Annotated in this window: 21 protein-coding genes and 1 pseudogene; 15 read left to right on the forward strand and 7 right to left on the reverse strand. The window is 62.1% G+C overall.

What is annotated here, in order from left to right:
• Window positions 1-2 precede the first annotated feature (2 nt).
• The 4 genes from dgcA (at window position 3) to HX817_RS22680 (ending at window position 6,163) form a co-directional block, all read left to right on the forward strand.
• A complete protein-coding gene (gene dgcA / locus HX817_RS22665) occupies window positions 3-2,063 on the forward strand; it encodes a dimethylglycine demethylation protein DgcA (protein ID WP_087694764.1) in 2,061 nt (686 codons plus the stop codon).
• Between the two features lie 158 nt (window positions 2,064-2,221).
• Window positions 2,222-4,162 carry a dimethylglycine demethylation protein DgcB gene (dgcB, locus tag HX817_RS22670; RefSeq protein WP_177020215.1) on the forward strand — a complete coding sequence of 647 codons (1,941 nt, stop codon included), beginning with the start codon at window positions 2,222-2,224 and terminating at the stop codon, window positions 4,160-4,162.
• On the forward strand, window positions 4,162-5,382 hold the full coding sequence (locus tag HX817_RS22675) for an electron transfer flavoprotein subunit alpha/FixB family protein (RefSeq protein WP_177041245.1): 1,221 nt from the start codon (window positions 4,162-4,164) through the stop codon (window positions 5,380-5,382). Before dgcB ends, HX817_RS22675 begins: the two co-directional genes overlap by 1 nt.
• A gap of 10 nt (window positions 5,383-5,392) precedes the next feature.
• Window positions 5,393-6,163, forward strand: a complete 771-nt coding sequence (locus HX817_RS22680) for an electron transfer flavoprotein subunit beta (RefSeq protein WP_102370063.1) — start codon at window positions 5,393-5,395, stop codon at window positions 6,161-6,163.
• Between the two features lie 801 nt (window positions 6,164-6,964).
• On the opposite strand, the gene gbcA is transcribed toward HX817_RS22680, so the two are convergent.
• Window positions 6,965-8,260, reverse strand: coding sequence for a glycine-betaine demethylase subunit GbcA (gene gbcA / locus HX817_RS22685; protein ID WP_003216945.1), 1,296 nt, complete (start codon window positions 8,258-8,260; stop codon window positions 6,965-6,967).
• Between the two features lie 280 nt (window positions 8,261-8,540).
• On the opposite strand from gbcA, the gene gbcB reads away from it, so the two are divergent.
• Window positions 8,541-9,641 (forward strand): glycine-betaine demethylase subunit GbcB, encoded by a 1,101-nt coding sequence (gene gbcB, locus HX817_RS22690; protein ID WP_003216947.1) that lies wholly within the window; start codon window positions 8,541-8,543, stop codon window positions 9,639-9,641.
• A 122-nt stretch (window positions 9,642-9,763) separates the two neighbouring features.
• Here gbcB and HX817_RS22695 read toward each other — a convergent pair whose 3' ends face one another.
• Window positions 9,764-9,964 (reverse strand): hypothetical protein, encoded by a 201-nt coding sequence (locus HX817_RS22695; protein WP_003209176.1) that lies wholly within the window; start codon window positions 9,962-9,964, stop codon window positions 9,764-9,766.
• Between the two features lie 182 nt (window positions 9,965-10,146).
• Window positions 10,147-11,187, reverse strand: a complete 1,041-nt coding sequence (locus tag HX817_RS22700; protein WP_010167499.1) for a low specificity L-threonine aldolase — start codon at window positions 11,185-11,187, stop codon at window positions 10,147-10,149.
• 90 nt (window positions 11,188-11,277) lie between these two features.
• On the opposite strand from HX817_RS22700, the gene HX817_RS22705 reads away from it, so the two are divergent.
• The 9 genes and pseudogenes from HX817_RS22705 (at window position 11,278) to fdhA (ending at window position 21,261) form a co-directional block, all read left to right on the forward strand.
• Window positions 11,278-12,006 carry a TraX family protein gene (locus tag HX817_RS22705; RefSeq protein ID WP_177041248.1) on the forward strand — a complete coding sequence of 243 codons (729 nt, stop codon included), beginning with the start codon at window positions 11,278-11,280 and terminating at the stop codon, window positions 12,004-12,006.
• An 18-nt stretch (window positions 12,007-12,024) separates the two neighbouring features.
• Window positions 12,025-12,111 (forward strand): annotated as a pseudogene (locus tag HX817_RS31425) (outer membrane lipoprotein carrier protein LolA); the annotation flags it as partial.
• Between the two features lie 154 nt (window positions 12,112-12,265).
• On the forward strand, window positions 12,266-13,519 hold the full coding sequence (glyA, locus tag HX817_RS22710; RefSeq protein WP_177041250.1) for a serine hydroxymethyltransferase: 1,254 nt from the start codon (window positions 12,266-12,268) through the stop codon (window positions 13,517-13,519).
• Window positions 13,520-13,541: 22 nt separating this feature from the next.
• Window positions 13,542-14,792, forward strand: a complete 1,251-nt coding sequence (locus HX817_RS22715) for a sarcosine oxidase subunit beta (RefSeq protein ID WP_003209185.1) — start codon at window positions 13,542-13,544, stop codon at window positions 14,790-14,792.
• Window positions 14,793-14,807: 15 nt separating this feature from the next.
• On the forward strand, window positions 14,808-15,110 hold the full coding sequence (locus HX817_RS22720; RefSeq protein ID WP_003209187.1) for a sarcosine oxidase subunit delta: 303 nt from the start codon (window positions 14,808-14,810) through the stop codon (window positions 15,108-15,110).
• Complete coding sequence (locus HX817_RS22725) at window positions 15,107-18,124, forward strand: sarcosine oxidase subunit alpha (RefSeq protein ID WP_177041251.1); 3,018 nt, start codon at window positions 15,107-15,109, stop codon at window positions 18,122-18,124. The genes HX817_RS22720 and HX817_RS22725 overlap by 4 nt, the downstream gene beginning before the upstream one ends.
• A gap of 132 nt (window positions 18,125-18,256) precedes the next feature.
• On the forward strand, window positions 18,257-18,889 hold the full coding sequence (locus HX817_RS22730; protein WP_008434339.1) for a sarcosine oxidase subunit gamma: 633 nt from the start codon (window positions 18,257-18,259) through the stop codon (window positions 18,887-18,889).
• 120 nt (window positions 18,890-19,009) lie between these two features.
• Window positions 19,010-19,867, forward strand: coding sequence for a formyltetrahydrofolate deformylase (purU, locus tag HX817_RS22735; RefSeq protein WP_003209192.1), 858 nt, complete (start codon window positions 19,010-19,012; stop codon window positions 19,865-19,867).
• 194 nt (window positions 19,868-20,061) lie between these two features.
• Entirely contained in the window at window positions 20,062-21,261 is a 1,200-nt protein-coding gene (gene fdhA, locus HX817_RS22740; RefSeq protein ID WP_003209194.1) for a formaldehyde dehydrogenase, glutathione-independent, read from the forward strand.
• 65 nt (window positions 21,262-21,326) lie between these two features.
• Here fdhA and HX817_RS22745 read toward each other — a convergent pair whose 3' ends face one another.
• From HX817_RS22745 to HX817_RS22755, 3 genes are all read right to left on the reverse strand, one after another.
• Entirely contained in the window at window positions 21,327-21,785 is a 459-nt protein-coding gene (locus HX817_RS22745; protein WP_177041253.1) for an anti-sigma factor domain-containing protein, read from the reverse strand.
• Window positions 21,786-21,869: 84 nt separating this feature from the next.
• Window positions 21,870-22,547 (reverse strand): anti-sigma factor domain-containing protein, encoded by a 678-nt coding sequence (locus tag HX817_RS22750; RefSeq protein WP_087694755.1) that lies wholly within the window; start codon window positions 22,545-22,547, stop codon window positions 21,870-21,872.
• A complete protein-coding gene (locus HX817_RS22755) occupies window positions 22,544-23,179 on the reverse strand; it encodes a sigma-70 family RNA polymerase sigma factor (protein ID WP_173882993.1) in 636 nt (211 codons plus the stop codon). Before HX817_RS22755 ends, HX817_RS22750 begins: the two co-directional genes overlap by 4 nt.
• A 153-nt stretch (window positions 23,180-23,332) precedes the next feature.
• On the opposite strand from HX817_RS22755, the gene HX817_RS22760 reads away from it, so the two are divergent.
• Window positions 23,333-23,902, forward strand: coding sequence for a DUF2780 domain-containing protein (locus tag HX817_RS22760; protein ID WP_003209203.1), 570 nt, complete (start codon window positions 23,333-23,335; stop codon window positions 23,900-23,902).
• Here HX817_RS22760 and HX817_RS22765 read toward each other — a convergent pair.
• A complete protein-coding gene (locus HX817_RS22765) occupies window positions 23,899-24,786 on the reverse strand; it encodes an acyltransferase (RefSeq protein WP_003209204.1) in 888 nt (295 codons plus the stop codon). The two genes, HX817_RS22760 and HX817_RS22765, sit on opposite strands and share 4 nt — an antisense overlap.
• Between the last annotated feature and the right edge of the window lie 18 nt (window positions 24,787-24,804).

Raw genomic sequence — 24,804 nt, forward strand, 5'->3', positions numbered from 1 at the left:
CCATGGCTTTCGAAGCAATGTTTGCGCCGATCCAGATCGGCAAACTGACCATCCGCAACCGCGTGCTCAGTACCGCCCACGCTGAGGTGTATGCCACCGACGGCGGCATGACCACCGACCGCTATGTGAAGTACTACGAAGAGAAAGCCAAGGGCGGGATCGGCCTGGCGATCTGCGGCGGTTCTTCCAGTGTCGCCATCGACAGCCCGCAAGGCTGGTGGAAGTCGGTGAACCTGGCGGATGACCGGATCATCCCGCACTTCCAGAACCTGGCCGACGCCATGCACAAGCATGGCGCCAAGATCATGATCCAGATTACCCACATGGGCCGTCGCTCGCGCTGGGACGGCGAGCATTGGCCCACGCTGCTGTCGCCTTCGGGCATCCGCGAGCCGGTGCACCGCGCCACCTGCAAGACCATCGAGCCTGAAGAAATCTGGCGGGTGATCGGCAACTACGCTACCGCTGCGGCACGGGCCAAGGCCGGTGGCCTGGACGGTGTGGAACTGTCGGCGGTGCACCAGCACATGATCGACCAGTTCTGGAGCCCTCGGGTCAACAAACGTACTGACGAATGGGGCGGCAGCTTCGAAAACCGCATGCGTTTCGGCCTTGAGGTGTTGAAGGCGGTACGCAAGGAAGTCGGCCCGGATTTCTGCGTCGGCATCCGTTTGTGCGGCGACGAATTCCATCCGGACGGCCTGTCCCACGAGGACATGAAACAGATCGCCAAGTACTACGACGACACCGGCATGCTCGACTTCATCGGCGTGGTCGGCTCGGGGTGCGACACCCACAACACCCTGGCCAACGTTATCCCGAACATGAGTTATCCACCGGAGCCGTTCCTGCACCTGGCGGCCGGCATCAAGGAAGTGGTCAAGGCCCCGGTGCTGCACGCGCAGAACATCAAGGACCCGAACCAGGCCACGCGCATCCTGGAAGGCGGCTACGTGGACATGGTCGGCATGACCCGCGCCCACATCGCCGACCCGCACCTGATCGCCAAGATCAAGATGGGCCAGATCGACCAGATCAAACAGTGCGTCGGCGCCAACTACTGCATCGACCGCCAGTACCAGGGCCTGGATGTGCTGTGCATCCAGAACGCCGCCACTTCCCGTGAATACATGGGCGTGCCGCACATCATCGAGAAATCCACCGGGCCAAAACGCAAAGTCGTGGTGGTGGGTGCCGGCCCGGCCGGGATGGAAGCGGCGCGGGTGGCTGCCGAACGTGGCCACGACGTGACGTTGTTCGAGAAGAAAGAATTTATCGGCGGGCAAATCACCACTGCATCGAAAGCCCCGCAGCGTGACCAGATTGCCGGGATCACCCGCTGGTTCCAGTTGGAACTGGCGCGCCTGAACGTCGACCTGCGCCTGGGCGTGGCGGCGGACGCGGCGACCATCCTCGACCTGCGCCCGGACGTGGTGGTGCTGGCGGTGGGCGGTCATCCGTTCCTGGAGCAAAACGAACACTGGGGCGCGGCTGAAGGCCTGGTGGTCAGCAGCTGGGACGTGCTCGACGGCAAGGTTCTACCTGGCAAGAACGTGCTGGTGTACGACACCATCTGCGAGTTCACCGGCATGTCGGTGGCCGACTTCCTCGCGGACAAGGGCAGCCAGGTCGAGATCGTCACCGACGACATCAAGCCGGGCGTGGCCGTGGGCGGTACGTCGTTCCCGACGTACTACCGCAGCATGTACCCCAAGGAAGTGATCATGACCGGCGACATGATGCTGGAAAAGGTCTACCGCGAAGGCGACAAGCTGGTGGCGGTGCTGGAGAACGAATACACCGGGGCCAGGGAAGAGCGGGTGGTGGACCAGGTGGTGGTCGAGAACGGCGTGCGTCCGGACGAAGAGCTCTACTACGGGCTCAAGGCAGGCTCGCGCAACAAGGGCCAGATGGACATCGAAGCCCTGTTCGCGATCAAGCCGCAGCCGTGCCTGAGCGAGCCGGGCGAGGGGTACTTGCTGTTCCGCATTGGTGACTGCGTGGCCCAGCGTAATACCCACGCGGCCATCTATGACGCCCTGCGCCTGTGCAAGGATTTCTGACGAGGTGTACTCGGTCAAATGTGGGAGCGGGCTTGCTCGCGAAAGCGGTGTGTCAGCCACTGGATGCATCGACTGACACGCTGCCTTCGCGAGCAAGCCCGCTCCCACATTTCGGGCCAGTTTCACAGTAGACCTGTGTGGTCTTCGGGAGCTTCACCATGTTGAACACCCTTCTTCCCATCCTGCTCTTCGCCGCCCTGGGCCTTGCCGTCCTCGGCGCGCTGCGCCGGGTGAACATGTGGCGCCGCGGGCGGTCCTCCAAGGTCGACTTGCTCGGCGGCCTGTTGGCCATGCCCAAGCGCTACATGGTCGACCTGCACCATGTGGTCGCCCGCGACAAATACATCGCCAACACCCACGTCGCCACCGCCCTGGGCTTTGTGCTCTCGGCGCTGCTGGCGATCCTGGTGCACGGTTTCGGCCTGCATAACCGCATCCTCGGCTACGCCTTGCTGTTGGCTTCGGTGCTGATGTTTGTCGGCGCCACCTTCGTCTACCTGCGCCGTCGCAACCCGCCTGCACGCCTGTCGAAAGGCCCGTGGATGCGCCTGCCGAAAAGCCTGATGGCGTTCTCGGTGAGCTTCTTCCTGGTGACCTTGCCGGTGGCCGGGATTCTGCCGGCGGACTTCGGCGGCTGGCTGCTCGCCGCGCTGCTGAGCCTGGGCGTGTTGTGGGGCGTGTCGGAAATGTTCTTCGGCATGACCTGGGGCGGGCCGATGAAACACGCCTTCGCCGGTGCCTTGCACCTGGCCTGGCACCGCCGCGCCGAACGCTTCGGCGGCGGCCGTTCCACCGGTTTGAAACCCCTGGACCTCGCCGATAAAAGCGCGCCCCTGGGCGTGGAAAAACCGGTGGATTTCACCTGGAACCAACTGCTCGGCTTCGACGCCTGCGTGCAGTGCGGCAAGTGCGAAGCCGCGTGCCCGGCGTTCGCTGCCGGCCAGCCACTGAACCCGAAAAAACTTATCCAGGACATGGTCGTCGGCCTGGCCGGTGGCACCGACGCCAAGTTCGCCGGCAGCCCGTATCCGGGCAAAGCCATCGGCGAACACGCCGGCAACCCGCACCAGCCAATCGTCAATGGCCTGGTGGACGCCGAGACCCTGTGGTCCTGCACCACTTGCCGCGCCTGCGTGGAAGAGTGCCCGATGATGATCGAGCACGTGGACGCCATCGTCGACATGCGCCGCCACCTCACCCTGGAAAAGGGCGCGACCCCGAACAAGGGGGCCGAAGTCCTGGAAAACCTGATCGCCACCGACAACCCGGGCGGCTTCGCACCGGGCGGGCGGATGAACTGGGCGGCGGATTTGAACCTGCCCTTGCTCAGCGACAGGAAAACCGTCGACGTGCTGTTCTGGGTCGGCGACGGTGCCTTCGACATGCGCAACCAGCGCACCCTGCGCTCGTTCGTCAAAGTGCTGAAAGCCGCCAAGGTCGACTTCGCCGTACTGGGCCTTGAAGAGCGCGACAGCGGCGACGTGGCCCGGCGCCTGGGCGATGAAGCCACTTTCCAGCTGCTGGCCGCACGCAATATCCAGACCCTGGCCAAGTACAGCTTCAAGCGCATCGTCACCTGCGACCCCCACAGTTTCCACGTGCTGAAAAACGAATACGGCGCCTTCGATGGCAACTACCTGGTGCAGCACCACAGCACCTACATGGCCGAACTGATCGACGCCGGCGCCCTGAACCTGGGCCAGCACAAAGGCAACAGCGTGACCTATCACGACCCGTGCTACCTGGGCCGCTACAACGGCGAGTACGAGGCACCGCGCCAAGTGCTGCGGGCGCTGGGGATCGAGGTCAAGGAAATGCAGCGCTCCGGTTTCCGCTCGCGCTGCTGCGGTGGCGGTGGCGGGGCGCCGATCACCGATATTCCCGGCAAGCAGCGGATTCCCGACATGCGCATGGAAGACATCCGCGAGACCGGCGCCGAACTGGTGGCCGTGGGTTGTCCACAGTGCACGGCGATGCTGGAAGGCGTGGTCGAACCGCGTCCCTTGATCAAGGACATTGCCGAACTGGTAGCTGACGCGTTGCTTGAAGACGCGGCACCGGCCAAGGCGCCGAAACGCGAACCTGCGGAGGTGCATTGATGAGCGACATTATCCGCCGCGACCCACGGGCCGAATGGATCGCCCGTAACCGCCTGCACCCGCTGCACGCGGCGATGCAGCCGGTGCAACACAGCTGGATGGGGCCCAATGGGGTCATCCGCAAGAACGTGCACGGTGTCGGTTTTATCGGCCCCAACGGCATCAAGCGTATTGACCGCAGCGGCGCCCAGCAGGGCGGCGCGGCCAAGCGTACGGCAGCGGTGGAAGTGCAGTTGCCGCTGCATCAGGTACCGGCGCCCGCTTTCTACATCAACGTGGTGCCGGACATGGTCGGCGGCCGCCTGAGCAGCCACGACCGCGACTTGCTGGGCCTGGCCCGGCAACTGGCCGGCGACGACGGTGCGGTATTGGCCGTGGTGTTCGGCGAACACAAGGAAAACGCCTTCGCCACTGCCGGTGTGGATCGGCTGCTGGTGTTGGACGGGCATGAATTCGACGGTTATTCACCGGAGCAACGGGTTCACGGGCTGCGGGCTGTGGATAACCAGTTCAACCCGCGCCACTGGTTGCTGCCGGACAGCCGCAGCGGCGGTGGTGAATTGGGGCGGCGCTTTGCCGCCAGCCTCAAGGAGCGCCCGGCCACGCGGGTCTGGCAGATCAAGGGCCAGGAATGTATTGGCCGTGCGGGTGCCGGCCAGCAAGACCTGGCCCGGCCACTGCCACGCATAATCCTGGCGGCGGCGGAATGCGCCGAGCCTGTCAGCGATACCCGTCACGAAGTGTTGCCGGTGGAGTTATCCACAAGCCTGGCCCGCAGCTTGCCGCGCATTGAGGATTTGGGCGCGGTGGCCGTGGACCCGGGGGCAATTCCCATGGCCGAAGCCGAGTTCATCTTCTCGGGCGGCAACGGGGTCAAGGACTGGGCACTGTTCCACCAGACTGCTGCCGCGTTGGGCGCCACCGAAGGTGCTTCGCGGGTGGCGGTGGACGACGGCTTCATGGCGCGCGATCGCCAGGTGGGCGCCAGCGGCACATGGGTCACTGCACGGGTTTACGTGGCGGTGGGGATTTCCGGGGCGATCCAGCACCTTCAAGGCATTGGTGCCTGCGACAAGGTGGTGGCGATCAACCTCGACCCGGGCTGCGACATGATCAAGCGTGCCGACCTGTCGGTGATCGGCGAAAGCGCCGCGATTCTGCAAGCCTTGATCGTTGCGGTCGAGGCCTACCGCAACGGCGCCAAGCGCGATGCGGCTTAAGGAAATGGCCATGACGACGAATGTAATCAGCCTGGTGTCCATCGGCGCCCACCCGACTTCAGGCCGCCCACGCCGCGCCGAGCAAGATGCGCGCGCTGTGGAACTGGGCCTGCAACTGGCTGGGGATAACCTGCAAGTGCTGCACGCCGGCGACATCGGCGAACCCACCCTGCGCGCTTACCTGGGCATGGGCTTGCCGCAGTTGCACGTGCTTGAACAACCGGCCGGGGCAGACGCCTTGCCGGTGCTCGGCGACTATCTGCGGGACGCGGGCGCCCAAGTGGTGCTCACCGGCAGCCAGGCGGAAACCGGCGAAGGCTCGGGCATGTTGCCGTTCCTGCTGGCCGAGCAACTGGGTTGGCCGTTGATTGTCGGCCTGGCCCAGGTGGAATCCATCGAAGGCGGCGTGGCCCATGTGCTGCAGGCCTTGCCTCGCGGCCAACGGCGGCGGCTGAAGGTGCGCCTGCCGTTTATGGCCACGGTGGATAACGCGGCGCCCAAGCCACGGCAAAGCGCCTACGGCCCGGCGCAACGCGGTGAGCTGACGGCCCATGACGTCGAGGTGTTGGAGGATGAGTTATTCACAGGCGCTGTATTGCAGCCGGCCAAGCCTCGGCCCAAGCGCCTCAAGGTGATCAAGGCCAAAAGCGGTGCCGACCGGATGAAGGCTGCAACGGCCAAGGCCAGCGGCGGCGGTGGGCAGGTGCTCAAAGGCGTGAGCCCGGAAGCGGGCGCTGAAGCCATTCTTAAATTGCTTATAGAAGAAGGTGTAGTGCGCTGATCCACTGTGGGAGCGGGCTTGCTCGCGAAGGCGGTGTGTCAGGTAACTCATGTACCGACTGATCCGCCGCTTTCGCGAGCAAGCCCGCTCCCACACTGTTTTGCGGCGATTGTGGCTTTACCCACAATCCCTGTTAACCCACCTGTGGATAACCTGTTCGCGGCTGTCCACACCCCATGCAAATCAAGCCCTCCAGCTCTCTGTACGAAAAATAACCAACCTAACTGGCGGTTTTTCCTTGGGTTTTTCTGTGGATAAGGAAAATGCCCGGGACAGACTTGCCCCCAAAGTCTGTTGGTGCTTCTGTGGATAAGATGTTCGCTATCCGCTGTAGGCCATATAACGCGTGGCTTACAGTGCGTTGATTAAAATGTAACCAATATCGCTATTCCGGCTGGTTTTTGCTTTCAAAGCCGCGATTTTCCTCGGTTTAAGCCGGTTTTCCACAGATGGCCCAAAGTTGCCCCCAAAGTCTGTTGGCGCTTCTGTGGATAAGGTGTTTGCGTTCCTCTGTAGCCCATGCAGGACGTGGCTTTCAGGCTTTAGGTCAAAAAATGATCAATTTGGGATAAAACCGGTGCCTTTGAATAAGTCACGGATTTTCTTGGTTTTATTTCGACGGGAAAGCGCAGTTGCCCACAATTGCTGTGGGTGGCTTTGTGGATAAGTTGTTGGGCAATGGCTGGAAGTAAGGCGGGCAGCGGTCTGTCACGGTGTTGGATGAATTTTGTACAGTCACAAACCAGTGTGGGGGCCGGGCAAGCCCGGCTCCCACATTTTGATCGGCGGCGTGTCAGCCGGTTACTCGTGTACGGCGACGCCTTTCAGATACGGCGCTGGCGCCGCCCCCAGGTTGCTCAGCATCCGCTCGCTGTACCAGTCCACAAAGTTCACCACACCAAACTCATAAGTCTTGGAGTACGGCCCTGGCTGGTACGCGGTGGAGTTGATGCCGCGCTGGTTCTCTTCGGCCAGGCGACGGTCCTGGTCGTTGGTGGCGTCCCACACTTTGCGCATGCGCTCGACGTCGTAGTCCACACCCTCCACGGCGTCCTTGTGCACGATCCACTTGGTGGTGACCATGGTTTCCTGGGCACTGATCGGCCACACGGTGAACACGATGATGTGGTCGCCCATGCAGTGGTTCCACGAGTGCGGCAAGTGCAGGATGCGCATCGAGCCCAGGTCCGGGTTCTTGATGCGGCCCATCAGCTTGTTGCAGCCTTGCTTGCCGTCGAGGGTCATCGACACGGTGCCCTTGAGCAGCGGCATGCGCACGATGCGGTTACGCAGGCCGAAGCTGGCGTGGGCGTAAGGGATCTTTTCGGCATCCCAGGCGGCGGCGGAGGCGGCTACGTGGTCCTTGAAGGCCTGGTCGGCCCGCGGGTCGGTGACGTCGTCCCATTCCAGCAGGGTTTTCAACAGTTCCGGGTGCGACGCGTTGCAGTGGTAGCACTCGCGGTTGTTTTCCAGCACCAGCTTCCAGTTGGCTTTTTCAAACAAGGTGGTCTGGATCGCCACCTTGGTGTTCTCCATGTCGTAGGGTTCCATGTAGTGGCTCAAGGTCGACAGGAAGTCGTCGATGGCCGGCGGGTTCTCCGACAGGCTGATAAAGATGTAGCCACCGGCGGTCTTCACATTCACCGGCTTGAGGCCGTATTGCTTCATGTCGAAGTCGGCGCCCATTTCGGTACCGGCGAACAGCAGGCGGCCGTCCAGTTCATACGTCCACTGGTGGTAATGGCACACCAGCTTGGCGACCTTGCCCTTGTCGCTGGTGCACAAGCGCGAACCGCGGTGGCGGCACACGTTATGGAATGCGTGCACCACACCATCGGCGCCACGGATCACGATGATCGGGTTCTTGCCCACTTGCAGGGTGATGTAGTTGCCCTTGGCGGGGATCTCGCAGGTCATGCCGGCGATCAACCACTCTTTCTGGAAAATTTCCTGCATGTCGATATCGAACAGCCGTTCATCAGAGTAAAACGGCTGCGGCAGCGAAAAGGTCCGCTCGCGTTCTTGCAGCATTTGCGCAGTGGCCTTGCGTGCGGGTTCCAGCGGATCGCCCAAGCTTAAGGTTGCGGTGACGTCCATCGTGTGTGTCCTCATGGCCATTCTGTGTGGCCGGCGAATAGTGGCTAGGTTTTGCAGCAAGGCGTAAAGAAAGCGTCTTTGTTGGGAGCGAGTGTGGGCCCCACAACGGCCAGAACCTTATCCATGAACGACATGGCCCACTCTGTTCCCGACGCGCAACCCCCGTGGTATGGGGGCTGGTCGCGATAAGTATGTGAATGTCGCAGATAGGTAAATGGGTGATTCGCGCGTTACGCAGAATCGCCACCATAAGGCCGATCACACGGCTATGGAGAACAGCATGTCCAACAGCTTCCTGAACCCGGTAACAACCCAGACCTGGGCCAATGGTCGGCACATCGTCCGTTGCGTCAAAGTCATCCAGGAAACCTGGGACGTGCGCACCTTCTGCTTTATGGCCGACCAGCCGATCCTGTTCTTTTTCAAGCCCGGGCAGTTCGTCACCCTGGAGCTGGAAATCGACGGCCAGCCGATCATGCGTTCGTACACTATTTCAAGTTCGCCGTCGGTGCCTTACAGCTTTTCGGTGACCATCAAGCGCGTGCCGGGCGGCAAGGTGTCCAACTGGTTGCATGACACGCTGCACGAAGGCCAGGAGCTGGCGGTGCACGGGCCGGTGGGGCTGTTCAATGCCATCGACTTCCCGAGCCCGAAAGTGCTGTACCTCAGTGGTGGTGTCGGTATTACCCCGGTGATGTCCATGGCGCGCTGGTTCTACGACACCAACGCCAACGTCGACATGACGTTTATCCACAGCGCCCGCTCGCCAAAGGACATCATTTACCACCGCGAGCTGGAGCATATGGCGTCGCGGATTGATAACTTCAGCCTGCACCTGATTTGCGAGAAACACGGCCTGGGTGAACCCTGGGCCGGTTATCGCGGTTACCTCAACCACAAGATGCTCGAACTGATGGTGCCGGACTTCCTGGAGCGGGAAGTCTTCTGTTGCGGCCCGACGCCTTACATGAACGCGGTAAAGCGCCTGCTGGAAGCCGCCGGCTTCGACATGGCGCGTTATCACGAAGAATCCTTCGGCGCGACGCCACCGGAAGCCCGGGCCGACGCGGTGGAGCAAGCCGAACAAGCGGCGGATGCGCCGGAAATCGACCTGGCGGACCTGCATCAGGTGGAATTCATTGCCTCTGGCAAGAGCATCCGCGTGGCACCGGGCGAGACCGTGCACGCAGCGGCGGCCAAGCTTGGCCTGCTGATTCCGAAAGCTTGCGGCATGGGGATCTGTGGGACGTGCAAGGTGCTGAAGCTGGGCGGGGAGGTCGAGATGGACCACAACGGCGGGATCACCGAGGAAGACGAAGCCGAGGGTTACATCCTGTCGTGCTGCAGCGTGCCGAAGGGTGATGTGCGCATCGAGTTCTAATGATCGTTCCCACGCTCCGCGTGGGAATACCTCCTTGGACGCTCCGCGTCCCGTCCCGCTGTGTGACGCGGAGCGTCACGGGCTGCATTCCCACGCAGAGCGTGGGAACGATCAGTTAGAGGTTATTGGGCATAGATATGCACGACGAAGTGCTGGCCGGATGCTGTCAGTTCATAGACCTTGTCAGTGATCCGCAATGTCCTCGTCGGTTCGCTGATGGTGTCACCGATTTTCGCGGATTTTCTGAATTCGTCCCAGTCGATGACGGTGGTGCTGATAGTGCCTTCGCCTAGCAAGTTGTTTCCGTAGCGTTGCGCTTCCATGGTATTGCCCTCTGCTGGATTTCCGTTTCCGGCCGATTATTCGGCTGGCGGTTAGTCCCGAAAGGCGGCCTTTTCCTTCCGGGTTCCAAGAGGCTAGTCAATGAAAACGAAGTTGGTTGCTGTCAGAAATATCAAAAAACAGTCTCGGCCTTTCGCCATTATCTGAGGGGCTGATGCCTACTTCAGGCGCTCATCACTTCCCGAATATCTGCGGCTAATTCTCTTACACGCTCTTCCTCGGTATCCCACGCGCACATGAACCGCGCGCCGCCTTTACCGATGAAGGTGTAGAAGCGCCAGCCCTTGGCCGTCAGCGCGGCAATTGCCGGTTCCGAGAGTTGCAGGAACACGCCGTTGGCCTGTACCGGGAACATCAACTCCACACCCGGAATATCCGCCACCAGGCTGCTGAGCAATTGTGCGCAGTGGTTGGCGTGGCGGGCGTGTTTGAGCCAGGCGTCGTTTTCCAGCAGGCCCACCCACGGGGCGGAGAGGAAGCGCATCTTTGAGGCAAGCTGCCCGGCTTGTTTGCAGCGGTAGTCGAAGTCTTCGGCCAGCTTGTGGTTGAAGAACAGGATCGCTTCACCCACGGCCATGCCGTTCTTGGTGCCACCAAAGCACAGCACGTCGACCCCGGCTTTCCAGGTCAGGTCGGCCGGCGAGCAGCCGAGGAATGCGCAGGCGTTGGAGAAGCGTGCGCCGTCCATGTGCAGGTTCAACCCAAGTTCCTTGCAGGTGACGCTGATGGCGCGGATTTCTTCCGGGGTGTAGACGCTGCCGACTTCGGTGGCCTGGGTCAGGGTCACGACGCGGGGTTTCGGGTAGTGAATGTCCTGGCGCTTGAGGGCGATCTCGCGGATCGACTCCGGGGTCAGCTTGCCGTTCTCGGTGCGGGCGGTGAGCAGCTTGGAACCGTTGGAGAAAAACTCCGGCGCGCCGCATTCGTCGGTTTCGACGTGGGCGGTTTCCGAACAGATCACGCTATGGTAGCTCTGGCACAAGGAGGACAGCGCCAGGGAGTTGGCTGCGGTACCGTTGAAGGCGAAGAACACTTCGCAGTCGGTTTCGAACAGTTTGCGGAAACCGTCGGCGGCGCGGTGGGTCCATTCATCATCGCCATAGGCGCGTTGATGGCCCTGGTTGGCGAGTTCCATGGCGGCCCAGGCTTCCGGGCAGATGCCGGAATAGTTGTCGCTGGCGAATTGTTGGCTCTTGTCGGTCATGGCCCAGTCCTGTGGTCGATGTTGGTGCGCACTTTACCCAAGATTGTCGGGCGGGCGCACGCACTGTTAATGCAAAGTCATTGGGGAATTATGCACGGTTCTGAAAGCGTTCCTGTAAGCCGCGTCCGCGATGGCGCCCTGGACCTGCTCAAGTGGCTGGCGCTGCTGAGTATGGTGCTGGACCACCTGCGGTATGTCGGTTTGAGCCTGGACGGGCTGTATGTGCCGGGGCGCCTGGCGTTCCCGTGGTTTTGCCTGGCGATCGCAGCGAATCTGCATCGGGTCAAGGACGCGCCGGTGACGGGGCAGTGGCGCTATCTGGGCTGGTTGATGCTGTTCAGTGTGATCAGTGAGGTGTCGTACCGGATGTTCATCGACGACGCCGATACGCTGAACGTACTGCCGACCCTGGCGCTGGGTTTGCTGGTTGCCCGGGGATGGCAGCAGAAGACGGTTATTGATCGAGGATTGGCGTTGATCGCGCTGGTTTTGGCGGGGTTTTTCTCGGCGCAGCTGATGTTCGGTTTCTTTGGCGTACTACTGCCGTTGGCGATGCTGCTGGTGTTTCGCCGGCCGTGGTACTTCAGCGTGCTGCCGGGTGTGGTGTGCCTGGCTGCCAATCAATGGCAGATCCTGCTCAATAGCGGCACGCTGGTGGCGATGCTGGGATTGGCGACATGCCTGATTGCGCCGCTGGCCGGATTGGTCTTGTTGCGACATGCCGGGCAGGTATCGCCACCGGCCATGCGGCGCTGGGCGTATGCGCTTTATCCTGCGCATTTCCTGCTGCTGCTACTCCTTCGAAAGATCATCGCCTAACCCCTTGTAGGAGCGAGCTTGCTCGCGAAAAACGTCAACGATTACGAGGGCTGTCTGGATGCGCGCGGCGCCCTCAGGTTTTTCGCGAGCAAGCTCGCTCCTACAAATGCCGGGGGCCATGTCGTAAACGCACCTTTGCGTGGCGTCCATAGGCATTTGACCTCTCTGCGCCAGCCCTACCATCGCATCAAAGGGCCCCTCCGTCGTGCGGCGGCCCCAACAATACGATTGGCGCACCGCCGCCGCTGGGAGAGACGCGATGTTCAGCAAGCAAGACCAGATCCAGGGTTATGACGATGCACTGCTGGCGGCCATGAATGCCGAGGAGCAGCGCCAGGAAGATCATATCGAGCTGATCGCGTCAGAGAACTACACCAGCAAGCGTGTCATGGAAGCCCAGGGCAGCGGCCTCACCAACAAGTACGCCGAAGGATACCCGGGCAAGCGTTACTACGGCGGCTGCGAACACGTGGACAAGGTCGAAGTGCTCGCCATCGAGCGTGCCAAGCAGCTGTTCGGCGCCGACTATGCCAACGTGCAGCCGCACTCCGGTTCGTCCGCCAACAGTGCGGTGTACCTGGCGCTGTTGAACGCCGGCGACACCATCCTCGGCATGAGCCTGGCCCACGGCGGCCACCTGACCCACGGCGCCAAAGTGTCGTCCTCGGGCAAGCTGTACAACGCGGTGCAATACGGCATCGACACCAACACCGGGCTGATCGACTACGACGAGGTCGAGCGCCTGGCGGTGGAGCACAAGCCGAAGATGGTCGTGGCCGGTTTCTCCGCCTACTCCAAGACCCTGGATTTCCCGCGCTTTCGCCAGATCGCCGACAAGGTCGGTGCGCTGCTGTTCGTCGACATGGCCCACGTCGCCGGCCTGGTGGCCGCCGGTCTGTACCCGAACCCGCTGCCCTACGCCGATGTGGTCACCACCACCACCCACAAGACCCTGCGCGGTCCACGTGGCGGGTTGATCCTGGCCAAGTCCAACGAAGAAATTGAAAAGAAACTCAACTCTGCGGTATTCCCGGGCGCCCAGGGCGGCCCGCTGATGCACGTGATCGCCGGCAAGGCGGTGTGCTTCAAGGAAGCCCAGGAACCAGGTTTCAAGGCCTATCAACAGCAAGTGATCGACAACGCCCAGGCCATGGCCGGCGTGTTTATCAAACGCGGCTACGATGTAGTGTCCGGCGGCACCGATAACCACCTGTTCCTGGTCAGCCTGATCCGTCAGGGCCTCACCGGCAAAGACGCGGACGCCGCCCTCGGTCGCGCTCACATCACCGTCAACAAGAACGCCGTGCCCAACGACCCGCAGTCGCCCTTCGTGACCTCGGGCCTGCGTATCGGCACGCCGGCGGTGACCACACGCGGCTTCAAAGTGACCCAATGCCTGGAGTTGGCCGGCTGGATCTGCGACATCCTCGACAACCTCGGCGACGCCGATGTGGAGGCCAACGTCGCCAAGCATGTGGCCGCCCTGTGCGCTGATTTCCCGGTTTATCGCTGAGCGCGGTTTTGGAGTAATGACTATGCAACGCTACTCGGGCTTCGGCCTCTTCAAGCACTCACTCAGCCACCACGAAAACTGGCAGAAGATGTGGCGCACGCCCACCCCGAAAAAGGTCTACGACGTGGTCATCGTCGGCGGCGGCGGGCATGGTCTGGCGACGGCTTACTACCTGGCCAAGGAGCACGGCATCACCAACGTGGCGGTGGTCGAGAAAGGCTGGCTGGGCGGCGGTAACACCGCGCGCAACACCACCATCGTGCGGTCCAACTACCTGTGGGACGAGTCGGCGCACCTGTACGAACACGCGATGAAACTCTGGGAAGGTTTGTCCCAGGATTTGAACTACAACGTGATGTTCTCCCAGCGTGGCGTCTACAACCTGTGCCACACCCTGCAGGACATCCGTGACTCCGAGCGTCGCGTCAGCGCCAACCGCCTCAACGGCGTGGACGGCGAGCTGCTTAACGCCAAACAAGTGGCCGACGAGATCCCGTACCTCGACTGCTCCAAGAACACTCGCTACCCGGTCATGGGCGCCACTGTGCAACGGCGCGGCGGCGTGGCCCGTCACGATGCCGTGGCCTGGGGCTTTGCCCGCGCCGCTGACGCACTGGGCGTGGACCTGATCCAGCAGACCGAAGTGATCGGTTTCCGCAAGGAAAACGGTGTGTGCATCGGCGTGGAAACCAACAAAGGCTTCATCGGTGCCAAGCGCGTCGGCGTGGTGACGGCGGGTAACTCCGGCCACATGGCTTCGCTCGCGGGCTTCCGCCTGCCGATCGAATCCCACCCGCTGCAAGCACTGGTGTCGGAGCCGATCAAACCGATTATCGACAGCGTGATCATGTCCAACGCCGTGCACGGTTACATCAGCCAGTCCGACAAGGGCGACCTGGTGATCGGCGCCGGTATCGACGGCTACAACGGCTATGGCCAGCGCGGCTCGTACCCGGTGATCGAGCACACCATCCAGGCCATCGTCGAGATGTTCCCGGTGCTGTCCCGCGTGCGCATGAACCGCCAGTGGGGCGGCATCGTCGACACCACGCCGGATGCCTGCCCGATCATCTCCAAGACCCCGGTCCCGAACATGTTCTTCAACTGCGGTTGGGGCACCGGTGGTTTTAAAGCGACTCCAGGCTCAGGCAACGTATTTGCCGCCAGCCTCGCCAAGGGTGAAATGCACCCGTTGGCCGCTCCTTTCTCCATCGACCGTTTCCACAACGGTGCGCTGATCGACGAACACGGCGCCGCGGCCGTCGCCCACTAACAGGAGAAATTCCCGATGTTGCATATCTTCTGTCCTCACTGTGGCGAACTGCGCTCCGAAGAGGAATTCCACGCCTCCGGCCAAGCGCACATCCCGCGCCCACTGGACCCGAACACCTGCACCGACGAGGAGTGGGGCGACTACATGTTCTTCCGCGACAACCCGCGCGGCCTGCACCACGAACTGTGGATTCACGCTGCCGGTTGCCGCCAGTATTTCAACGCGACCCGCGACACCGTGACCTACGAAATTCTTGAAACCTACAAGATAGGCACCAAGCCGCAATTCACCGCCAAGGCTTCTGGAGAGAAGGTATGAGCCAGATCAATCGCCTGTCCAACGGTGGCCGGATCGACCGCAACAAAGCCCTGAGCTTCACCTTCAACGGCCAGAGCTACAAAGGCTTTGAGGGCGACACATTGGCCGCTGCATTGCTGGCCAACGGCGTCGACATCATCGGTCGCAGCTTCAAGTATTCCCGCCCGCGCGGCATCTTCGCCGCCGGTGCCGAAGAGCCGAACGCGGTGCTGCAGATTGGCGCCACCGAAGCCACGCAAATCCCCAACGTGCGCGCCACGCAACAGGCGCTGTACCAGGGTTTGGTCGCCACCAGCACCAACGGCTGGCCGAGCGTGAACAACGACATGATGGGCATTCTCGGCAAGGTCGGCGGCAAGCTGATGCCGCCGGGTTTCTACTACAAAACCTTCATGTACCCGCAATCGTTCTGGATGACTTACGAGAAGTACATTCGTAAGGCAGCCGGTCTTGGCCGCTCGCCGACCGAGAACGATCCGGACACCTACGACTACATGAACCGTCATTGCGACGTGCTGATTGTGGGCGCGGGCCCTGCCGGCCTGGCGGCTGCGTTGGCCGCCGCCCGCAGTGGCGCCCGGGTGATCATCGCGGACGAGCAGGAAGAGTTCGGCGGCTCCTTGCTGGACTCCCGCGAAAGCCTCGATGGCAAGCCTGCGGCCGAGTGGGTTGCCAGTGTGATTGCTGAACTCAAGGCCCTGCCGGACGTGGTGCTGCTGCCTCGCGCCACCGTCAACGGTTACCACGACCATAACTTCCTGACCATTCACGAACGCCTCACCGACCACCTCGGTGACCGTGCGCCGATCGGCCAGGTGCGTCAGCGTATCCACCGGGTTCGCGCCAAGCGCGTGGTGTTGGCCACTGGTGCGTGCGAGCGTCCGCTGGTGTACGGCAACAACGACGTACCGGGCAACATGCTGGCGGGAGCGGTCTCCACTTACGTGCGTCGCTACGGCGTGGCACCGGGCAAGAAGCTGGTGCTGTCCACCAACAACGATCACGCCTACCGCGTGGCGCTGGACTGGTTCGACGCCGGCCTCAGCGTTGTCGCCGTAGCCGATGCCCGCCACAACCCACGTGGCGCGCTGGTTGAAGAGGCGCGTGCCAAAGGCATTCGCATCCTCACCGGCAGCGCCGTGATCGAGGCCCGTGGCAGCAAGCACGTCACTGGCGCCCGCGTTGCGGCCATTGATGTGAAAGCCCACAAAGTCACCAGCCCCGGCGAATGGCTGGACTGCGACCTGGTCGCCAGTTCCGGCGGCTACAGCCCGGTGGTCCACCTGGCCTCGCACCTGGGCGGCAAGCCGACCTGGCGTGAAGACATCCTCGGTTTTGTACCGGGCGAAGCACCGCAGAAACGCGTGTGCGTCGGTGGCATCAATGGCGTCTACGGCCTCGGCGATTCCCTGGCCGACGGTTTTGAAGGTGGCGTGCGCGCTGCCAGCGAAGCCGGGTTTGCGCCGGTGGAAGGTACGCTGCCAAAAGCCTTGAGCCGTCTGGAAGAACCGACCCTGGCGCTGTTCCAGGTGCCTCACGAGAAAGCTACCGCACGGGCGCCGAAGCAATTTGTCGACCTGCAGAACGACGTCACCGCAGCCGCCATCGAACTCGCCACCCGCGAGGGTTTCGAGTCGGTGGAGCACGTCAAGCGCTACACCGCACTGGGCTTCGGCACTGACCAGGGCAAGCTCGGCAACGTCAACGGCCTGGCCATCGCGGCCCGTTCGCTGAATGTGACCATCCCGCAGATGGGCACTACCATGTTCCGTCCCAACTACACGCCGGTAACCTTCGGCGCGGTAGCAGGCCGCCACTGTGGGCACATCTTCGAGCCGGTGCGCTACACCGCGCTGCAAGCCTGGCACGTGAAAAACGGCGCCGAGTTTGAGGACGTCGGCCAGTGGAAACGCCCATGGTATTTCCCGCGCAACGGTGAAGACCTGCACGCCGCAGTGAAGCGCGAATGCCTGGCCGTGCGTGACAGCGTCGGCCTGCTGGACGCGTCCACCCTCGGCAAGATCGACATCCAGGGCCCGGATGCCCGCGAGTTCCTCAACCGCATCTACAGCAACGCCTGGACCAAGCTCGACGTGGGCAAGGCCCGCTACGGCCTGATGTGCAAGGAAGACGGCATGGTCTTCGACGACGGCGTGACTGCCTGCCTCGCCGACAACCACTTCCTGATGACCACCACCACCGGCGGCGCAGCACGCGTACTCCAGTGGCTGGAAATCTACCAGCAGACCGAATGGCCGGACCTCAAGGTGTACTTCACCTCGGTCACCGACCACTGGGCAACCATGACCTTGTCCGGCCCCAACAGCCGCAAACTGCTGAGCGAAGTCACCGACATCGACCTGGACAAGGACGGCTTCCCGTTCATGACCTGGAAAGAAGGCCTGGTTGGCGGCGTGCCGGCGCGGGTGTTCCGGATTTCGTTTACCGGTGAGCTGTCGTACGAAGTCAACGTGCAGGCCGACTACGCCATGGGCGTGCTCGAGAAAATCGTCGAGGCCGGCAAGAAGTACAACCTGACGCCTTATGGCACCGAAACCATGCACGTGCTGCGGGCCGAGAAGGGTTTCATCATCGTCGGCCAGGATACCGACGGCTCGATGACCCCGGACGACCTGAACATGGGCTGGTGTGTAGGCCGTACCAAACCGTTCTCGTGGCTCGGCTGGCGCGGGATGAATCGCGAGGATTGCGTGCGTGAAGACCGCAAGCAGCTTGTCGGACTCAAGCCGATCGACCCGAACGTGTGGCTGCCGGAAGGCGCGCAGTTGGTGTTCGACGCCAAGCAGACGATCCCGATGAAGATGGTCGGCCACGTCACCTCCAGTTATGCCCACAACTCCCTCGGTTATTCGTTTGCCATGGGCGTGGTGAAGGGCGGCTTGAAGCGCATCGGCGAGCGGGTGTTTGCACCGCTGGCGGATGGCAGCGTGATCGAGGCGGAGATTGTTTCTTCGGTGTTCTTTGATCCTAAAGGCGATCGTCAGAACATCTGACACCTGATCGTTCCCACGCTCCGCGTGGGAATGCATCCCGGGGCGCTCTGCGCCCAAAGAGCGGACGCAGAGCGTCCATGGCGGCATTCCCACGCAGAGCGTGGGAACGATCAAATTCAACACAGGTGCTTTATGACAGCAGCCAATGTTTACCAACAACGCCCCACCTCCGGAGCCAAGGCCGAGTCGTCGCTGCACCATGCCGACCTCGCCAGCCTGGTAGGCAAGGGCCGCAAGAATGCCGGCGTGACCGTGCGTGAAAAGAAACTGCTGGGCCACCTGACCATTCGTGGCGATGGCCATGACGCAGCCTTCGCCGCCGGTGTGCACAAAGCCTTGGGTATCGAATTGCCCGGTGCCCTGCAAGTCATCGTCAAGGGCGAGACCAGCCTGCAATGGCTCGGTCCGGATGAGTGGTTGCTGGTAGTGCCAGGCGGTGAGGAATTCGCCGCCGAGCAAAGTTTGCGTGAGGCGCTGGGTGATTTGCATATCCAGGTCGTCAACGTCAGCGGCGGCCAGCAGATTCTCGAACTCAGCGGCCCGAACGTGCGCGATGTACTGATGAAGTCCACCAGCTACGACGTGCACCCCAACAGCTTCCCGGTGGGCAAGGCGGTGGGCACGGTGTTTGCCAAGTCGCAATTGGTGATTCGCCATACTGCTGAAGACACCTGGGAGCTGGTGATTCGTCGCAGCTTCTCGGATTACTGGTGGCTGTGGTTGCAGGATGCGGCGGCTGAGTATGGTTTAAGCGTCCAGGCCTGATCGTTCCCACGCTCCGCGTGGGAATGCATCCCGGGACGCTCCGCGTCCCAAGAGCGGACGCAGAGCGTCCATTGCGGCGTTCCCACGCAGAGCGTGGGAACGATCAAGGAGTCACGAATAATGAGCCGCGTACCCGATACATGGATTTTGACCGCCGACTGCCCCAGCGTGCTCGGCACGGTGGACGCGGTCACTCGCTACCTGTTCGAGCAGGGCTGCTACGTCACTGAGCACCACTCCTTCGATGACCGGCTCTCGGGCCGGTTCTTCATCCGCGTGGAGTTCCGCCAGCCCGATGGTTTCGACGAACAAGCCTTCCGCGATGGCCTGGCCACCCGTGGCGAAGCCTTCGGCATGATCTTCGAACTGACCGCGCCGAACTACCGGCCGAAAGTGGTGATCATGGTCTCCAAGGCCGATCACTGCCTCAACGATTTGCTCTACCGCCAGCGCATCGGCCAACTGTCGATGGACGTGGTCGCCGTAGTCTCCAACCACCCGGACCTCAAGCCCCTGGCCGACTGGCACCAGATTCCCTATTACCACTTTCCCCTGGACCCCAACGACAAGCCGTCGCAAGAGCGCCAGGTGTGGCAGGTGATCGAGGAATCCGGCGCCGAGCTGGTGATCCTTGCGCGCTACATGCAAGTGCTGTCGCCGGAGCTGTGCCGCAAGCTCGATGGTAAGGCCATCAACATCCACCACTCCCTGCTGCCCGGTTTCAAGGGCGCCAAGCCGTATCACCAGGCCTACAACAAGGGGGTGAAACTGGTGGGCGCTACTGCGCATTACATCAATAACGATTTGGACGAAGGCCCGATCATCGCCCAGGGCGTGGAGGTGGTGGACCACAGTCACTATCCGGAAGATTTGATTGCCAAGGGACGGGATATCGAAGGCCTGACCCTGGCCCGGGCCGTGGGGTATCACATTGAGCGGCGGGTGTTTTTGAACGCCAATCGGACAGTGGTGCTCTGATGGACGCCTTCGCGAGCAAGCCCGCTCCCACACTCGACCGCATTTCAAAGGTAGGACTCGGTCAACTGTGGGAGCGGGCTTGCTCGCGAAGAGGCCCTTACTAACAACGCAAAAACAGCATCTGTACCCGAGCACTTAAACGCGCTGCCTGCCTGGGCAACGCGGTTCCATAAAAACAACAGCGAGGTGAAAGCATGTCTGGTAATCGTGGTGTCGTGTATCTCGGCAACGGCAAGGTCGAAGTACAGAAAATCGACTATCCCAAAATGCAGGACCCCCGTGGCAGGAAGATTGAGCACGGCGTCATCCTGCGCGTGGTCTCCACCAACATCTGCGGCTCCGACCAACACATGGTGCGCGGCCGCACCACTGCCCAGACCGGCCTGGTCCTGGGCCACGAAATCACCGGCGAAGTGATCGAGAAGGGCAGCGACGTCGAGAACCTGAAGATCGGCGACCTGGTGTCGGTGCCGTTCAACGTCGCATGTGGCCGTTGCCGTTCCTGCAAGGAGCAGCACACTGGCGTGTGCCTGACCGTCAACCCGGCCCGTGCCGGTGGCGCCTACGGCTATGTCGACATGGGCGACTGGACCGGCGGCCAGGCCGAATACGTGCTGGTGCCTTACGCCGACTTCAACCTGCTGAAACTGCCGGATCGCGACAAGGCCATGGAGAAGATCCGCGACCTGACTTGCCTCTCCGACATCCTGCCCACCGGCTACCACGGCGCAGTCACTGCGGGCGTTGGCCCGGGCAGCACGGTCTACATCGCCGGTGCCGGTCCGGTAGGCCTGGCGGCTGCCGCTTCCGCTCGCCTGCTGGGCGCTGCGGTGGTGATCATCGGTGACGTCAACCCGATCCGCCTGGCCCACGCCAAGGCCCAGGGTTTTGAAATTGCCGACCTGTCGAAAGACACCCCGCTGCACGAACAGATCGCTGCGTTGCTGGGCGAGCCGGAAGTGGATTGCGCCGTCGATGCCGTGGGTTTCGAAGCGCGTGGCCATGGTCATGAAGGGGCCAAGGCAGAGGCTCCGGCCACCGTGCTCAACTCGTTGATGGGCGTGGTGCGGGTGGCTGGCAAAATCGGTATTCCGGGCCTGTACGTGACAGAAGACCCGGGTGCCGTGGATGCCGCTGCAAAAATGGGCAGCCTGAGCATTCGTTTCGGCCTGGGCTGGGCCAAGTCCCACAGCTTCCACACCGGGCAAACCCCTGTGATGAAGTACAACCGCCAACTGATGCAGGCGATCATGTGGGACCGTATCAACATTGCCGACATCGTCGGTGTGGAAGTCATCAGCCTGGATGACGCGCCACGCGGGTACGGTGAGTTCGATGCGGGCGTGCCGAAGAAGTTTGTGATTGATCCGCACAAGTTGTTCAGCGCGGCTTAAATCGCGGGCAAATAAAAAGGCGACCTCAGGGTCGCCTTTTTTGCATCTGCGGTTGGGTGGGAGAATCAGCGAATCGCCAAAGCCCCCTGATACACCGTTGGCCCCGTCGGCTGCTTGCTCACCGAGCCGCCCTTGGTTTCCGAACTGACCATCAGTGTCACCGGTTTACTGATTGACTCCTGCTGGCGAGGGTTGATGCCGATAATGCCTTTGCCGTCTTCCGGCAGCAGGCCCAGCGACACTGGCGTGCCGTCAACCGGGACGGCCCACAGTTCCAGGCTTTGATCCGGAGCCGGTGCGGTGGCGGCAATCGGCTGCACTTCGAGGTAATCCTTGTGGGCCACGATTTGCGTGGCCGGTTGCTGGGTGGTGTTCACCAGCAATGCGGCAGCCTTGACGCTGTCCTGGGTGTAGAGGGCGCCGCCGACGCCGGCGACTACCACCAAACACGCGCCGATGAACAGGCGTGGGCGGTTCCAGAATGAAGGCTTGTGCTCAATCACTTGGGGGTTGATCGCAGTCATTAGGCTCTTCCTGACATGTTTTGTAGTCTTTCATGGACCCAGTTAACGGCGATCGGTTCCTCATCCGTCGTATTGAGCCTCGGATCAGAGTGATGCCAATTGGCCCTGATACAGCACCGGCCCGGTGGGTTGTCCGGTCGGCGAGCCCCCCTGAGGCTCAAGGCTCACTGCCAGGGTCAGCGGCGCCGTCAGCAGCGCCTGGTGTTCTTTGCTCAACTGGATTCGGCCGTTACCCGACACCGGCAACAACCCCAGGGAGATGGGTTTGCCGCCCGCCGGGATTGCCCACAGTTCCAACGCGCGGGCCGGCTCCACGGCCGCCAGGGTCAGCGGTTCCACTTGCAGGTGATCCGCGTAGGCCTGGATCTTCAGCGCCGGCTGCTGATCAGCCGCCACCAGCGTGGCGTTGTACTCCACCCCAAGATCGCGCTGGTACAACACACCCACCAATACCGCGATCACCACCCCGCACGCCGCTACCAGCAAGCGCAGGTTCATCCAGAACGGTTTCTTCGCCGGCATATGCAGCACTTGCGGCTCAATGCGCGCCTTGATCCCTTCCCATACGTGGTCCGGCACCGGCCGTTCAGGCAGCGGCCCGGTGAGGCTGGCGAGGGCATCCTGCCAGTGCCCGAGTTCGACGCGCAGCGCCGCGTCATCCCGCAGCAGCGCTTCAAAGCGCCGGCGGGCGGTGGCAGGCATCAGCCCGATGGCGTAGTCAGCCGCCAGGGCGCGGCGCAGGGCGGTGGTCTGGTAGTTCATGATTCAAGGCACCTGCGCAAGCGTTCCATGCCGCGGCGAATCCAGGATTTGACCGAGCCCAGCGGCGCGGCCAGATGTTCGGCCAATTCCGAGCACGACAGGCCCTGGAAGTAGGCCACGGTGATCGACTGGCGCTGCATGCCTTCGAGGCTGTCGAGGCAGCGGTTCAGGGCGAGGGCTTCACGCTCGCTGTCGAGCTGTTCATGGGCGCTGGGGCTTTCGTCGGCCGTGGCGTCCTCCTGGCCTTCGTTCAAGGGTTGTTCGCGGTGTTTGCGCAACTGGTCGATCGCCAGGTTGCGGGTGATATTGACCATCCAGGTCATGGGCGCCGACAGATGGGCCTCATAGCGTGAGGCGTTGTACCAGATGCGCACGAAGCTTTCCTGCAACACCTCCTCGGCCAGATCCTTGCGACCCATGAAACGCAAGGCAACACCATGCAAACGCGGGGAAACGCTGCGATAGAGCGTTTCGAACGCCTGGCGATTACCCAGTGAACACTGGGCCAGCAATTGCCGTAGCTGATCTGCATCGTGGGTCGAAATAGGGCTTCTCCAGGCGCTTGCAACAGGGCGATGGGACGGCGCACGGTAAAGAGGGCAGGCTGAGGTTAGTCCAGCTTGGGCATTCATTCCATCTACCTCCGTGCGGCTCGTGGTGGATATACGCAGCGCAAGGCGCATCGGATGCAGTGGTTTTCTGAACTAATCTGCAGGGAGGGAACAATCCTTCGGCGTACCCAGTCAAACTCCTGCTTTTTGCGCTTACTTTCAGAGGTTGTCTTGATGAAGATTTCACGCGGTTTTGCCCTGTCCTGCCTGTTGACCGTGGCTGCCAGCCCGGTATTTGCGGCAGGTTTCAGCCTCGGCGACGTGGCCAATGCCGTGTCCGGTGCACAAGGTGGCGACAAGGCAGCAGCGGCTGCACCCACTTCACAGACCGCTGGTCTGCTGCAGGCACTGACCTCGCAATTGAACGTGACCCCTGAGCAGGCCGTTGGTGGTACCGGCGCAATGCTGGGCCTGGCCAAGAATAAATTGGGCGGCGGTGATTACTCGCAACTGACCAAAAGCGTACCGGGCCTGGACAAGCTCTCCGGCAGCAACTCCCTGGGCAGCCTCGGCGCCCTGAGCGGCATGCTCGGCCAGAGCGGCGGCAGCAAGACCTCGGGCCTGGACGGCGTGTTGGGTAACGTGAAGAACACCAACGACCTGAACACCGCGTTCAGCGCGCTGGGCATGGACAGTGGGATGGTTGGCCAGTTTGCGCCGGTTATCCTGAAATACCTGGGCGGCCAGGGCGCCAGCGAATCGGTGCTGGGCAAACTGGCTTCGGCCTGGGGCACTGGCGGCTAAGGCCGCTCCGCGCGCAGTTGGGCGATGCGCGCATCCTTCTCCATCCAGAGCTGGTTGACCCAGTTCTGGACGGTCTGGCGAAACGCCGGATCGTTCTCGTAATCCCCCTGCCACAACGCCGGATCCAGCTCTCGGGTACGGATATCCACGATCACCTTCGGCACCGCACCACTGATCAAGTCCCAGAAGCCCGGAATGTTTTCCTGTGGATAAACCACGGTGACGTCGAGCACCGCATCCAGCTGTTCACCCAACGCCGCGAGCACGAACGCCACGCCACCCGCCTTGGGCTTGAGCAGGCGCTCGAAGGGTGAAGCCTGCTGTTTGCGCTTGGCCGGGGTGAACCGCGTGCCTTCCAGGTAATTCACCACGGTGACCGGCTGGCGCTTGAACAACTCGCAGGCCTCTTTGGTGATTTTCAGGTCCTGGCCTGCCAGTTCCGGGTGTTTGGCCAGGAATGCCTTGCTGTAGCGCTTCATGAACGGGTAATCGAGTGCCCACCAGGCCAGGCCCAGGAAGGGTACCCAGATCAGTTCCTTTTTCAGGAAGAACTTGAAGAACGGCGTGCGCCGGTTGAGGGCCTGGATCAGTGCGGGGATGTCGACCCAGGATTGATGGTTGCTGATCACCAGGTAAGAAGTGTCACCCCGCAGGTCGCCGCCGCCGCGAATGTCCCATTGGGTAGGGATGCACAGGGCGAAGATCAGCTTGTCGATCTCGGCCCAGGTTTCGGCGATCCACATGACGGCCCAGGAGGCATAGTCACGAAAGCGACCGGGGGCCACCAGCTTGAGCAGGGCAAACACCATCAGCGGCCCGAACAGCACCAGGGTGTTGAGCAACAGCAGCAATGTGACGAAACAGCCGGTGAGCAGGCGGCGCATAAGTAACTCTTGGAATCA

It is taken from the genome of Pseudomonas sp. C6002, assembly GCF_013385805.1.
Lineage (GTDB): Bacteria > Pseudomonadota > Gammaproteobacteria > Pseudomonadales > Pseudomonadaceae > Aquipseudomonas.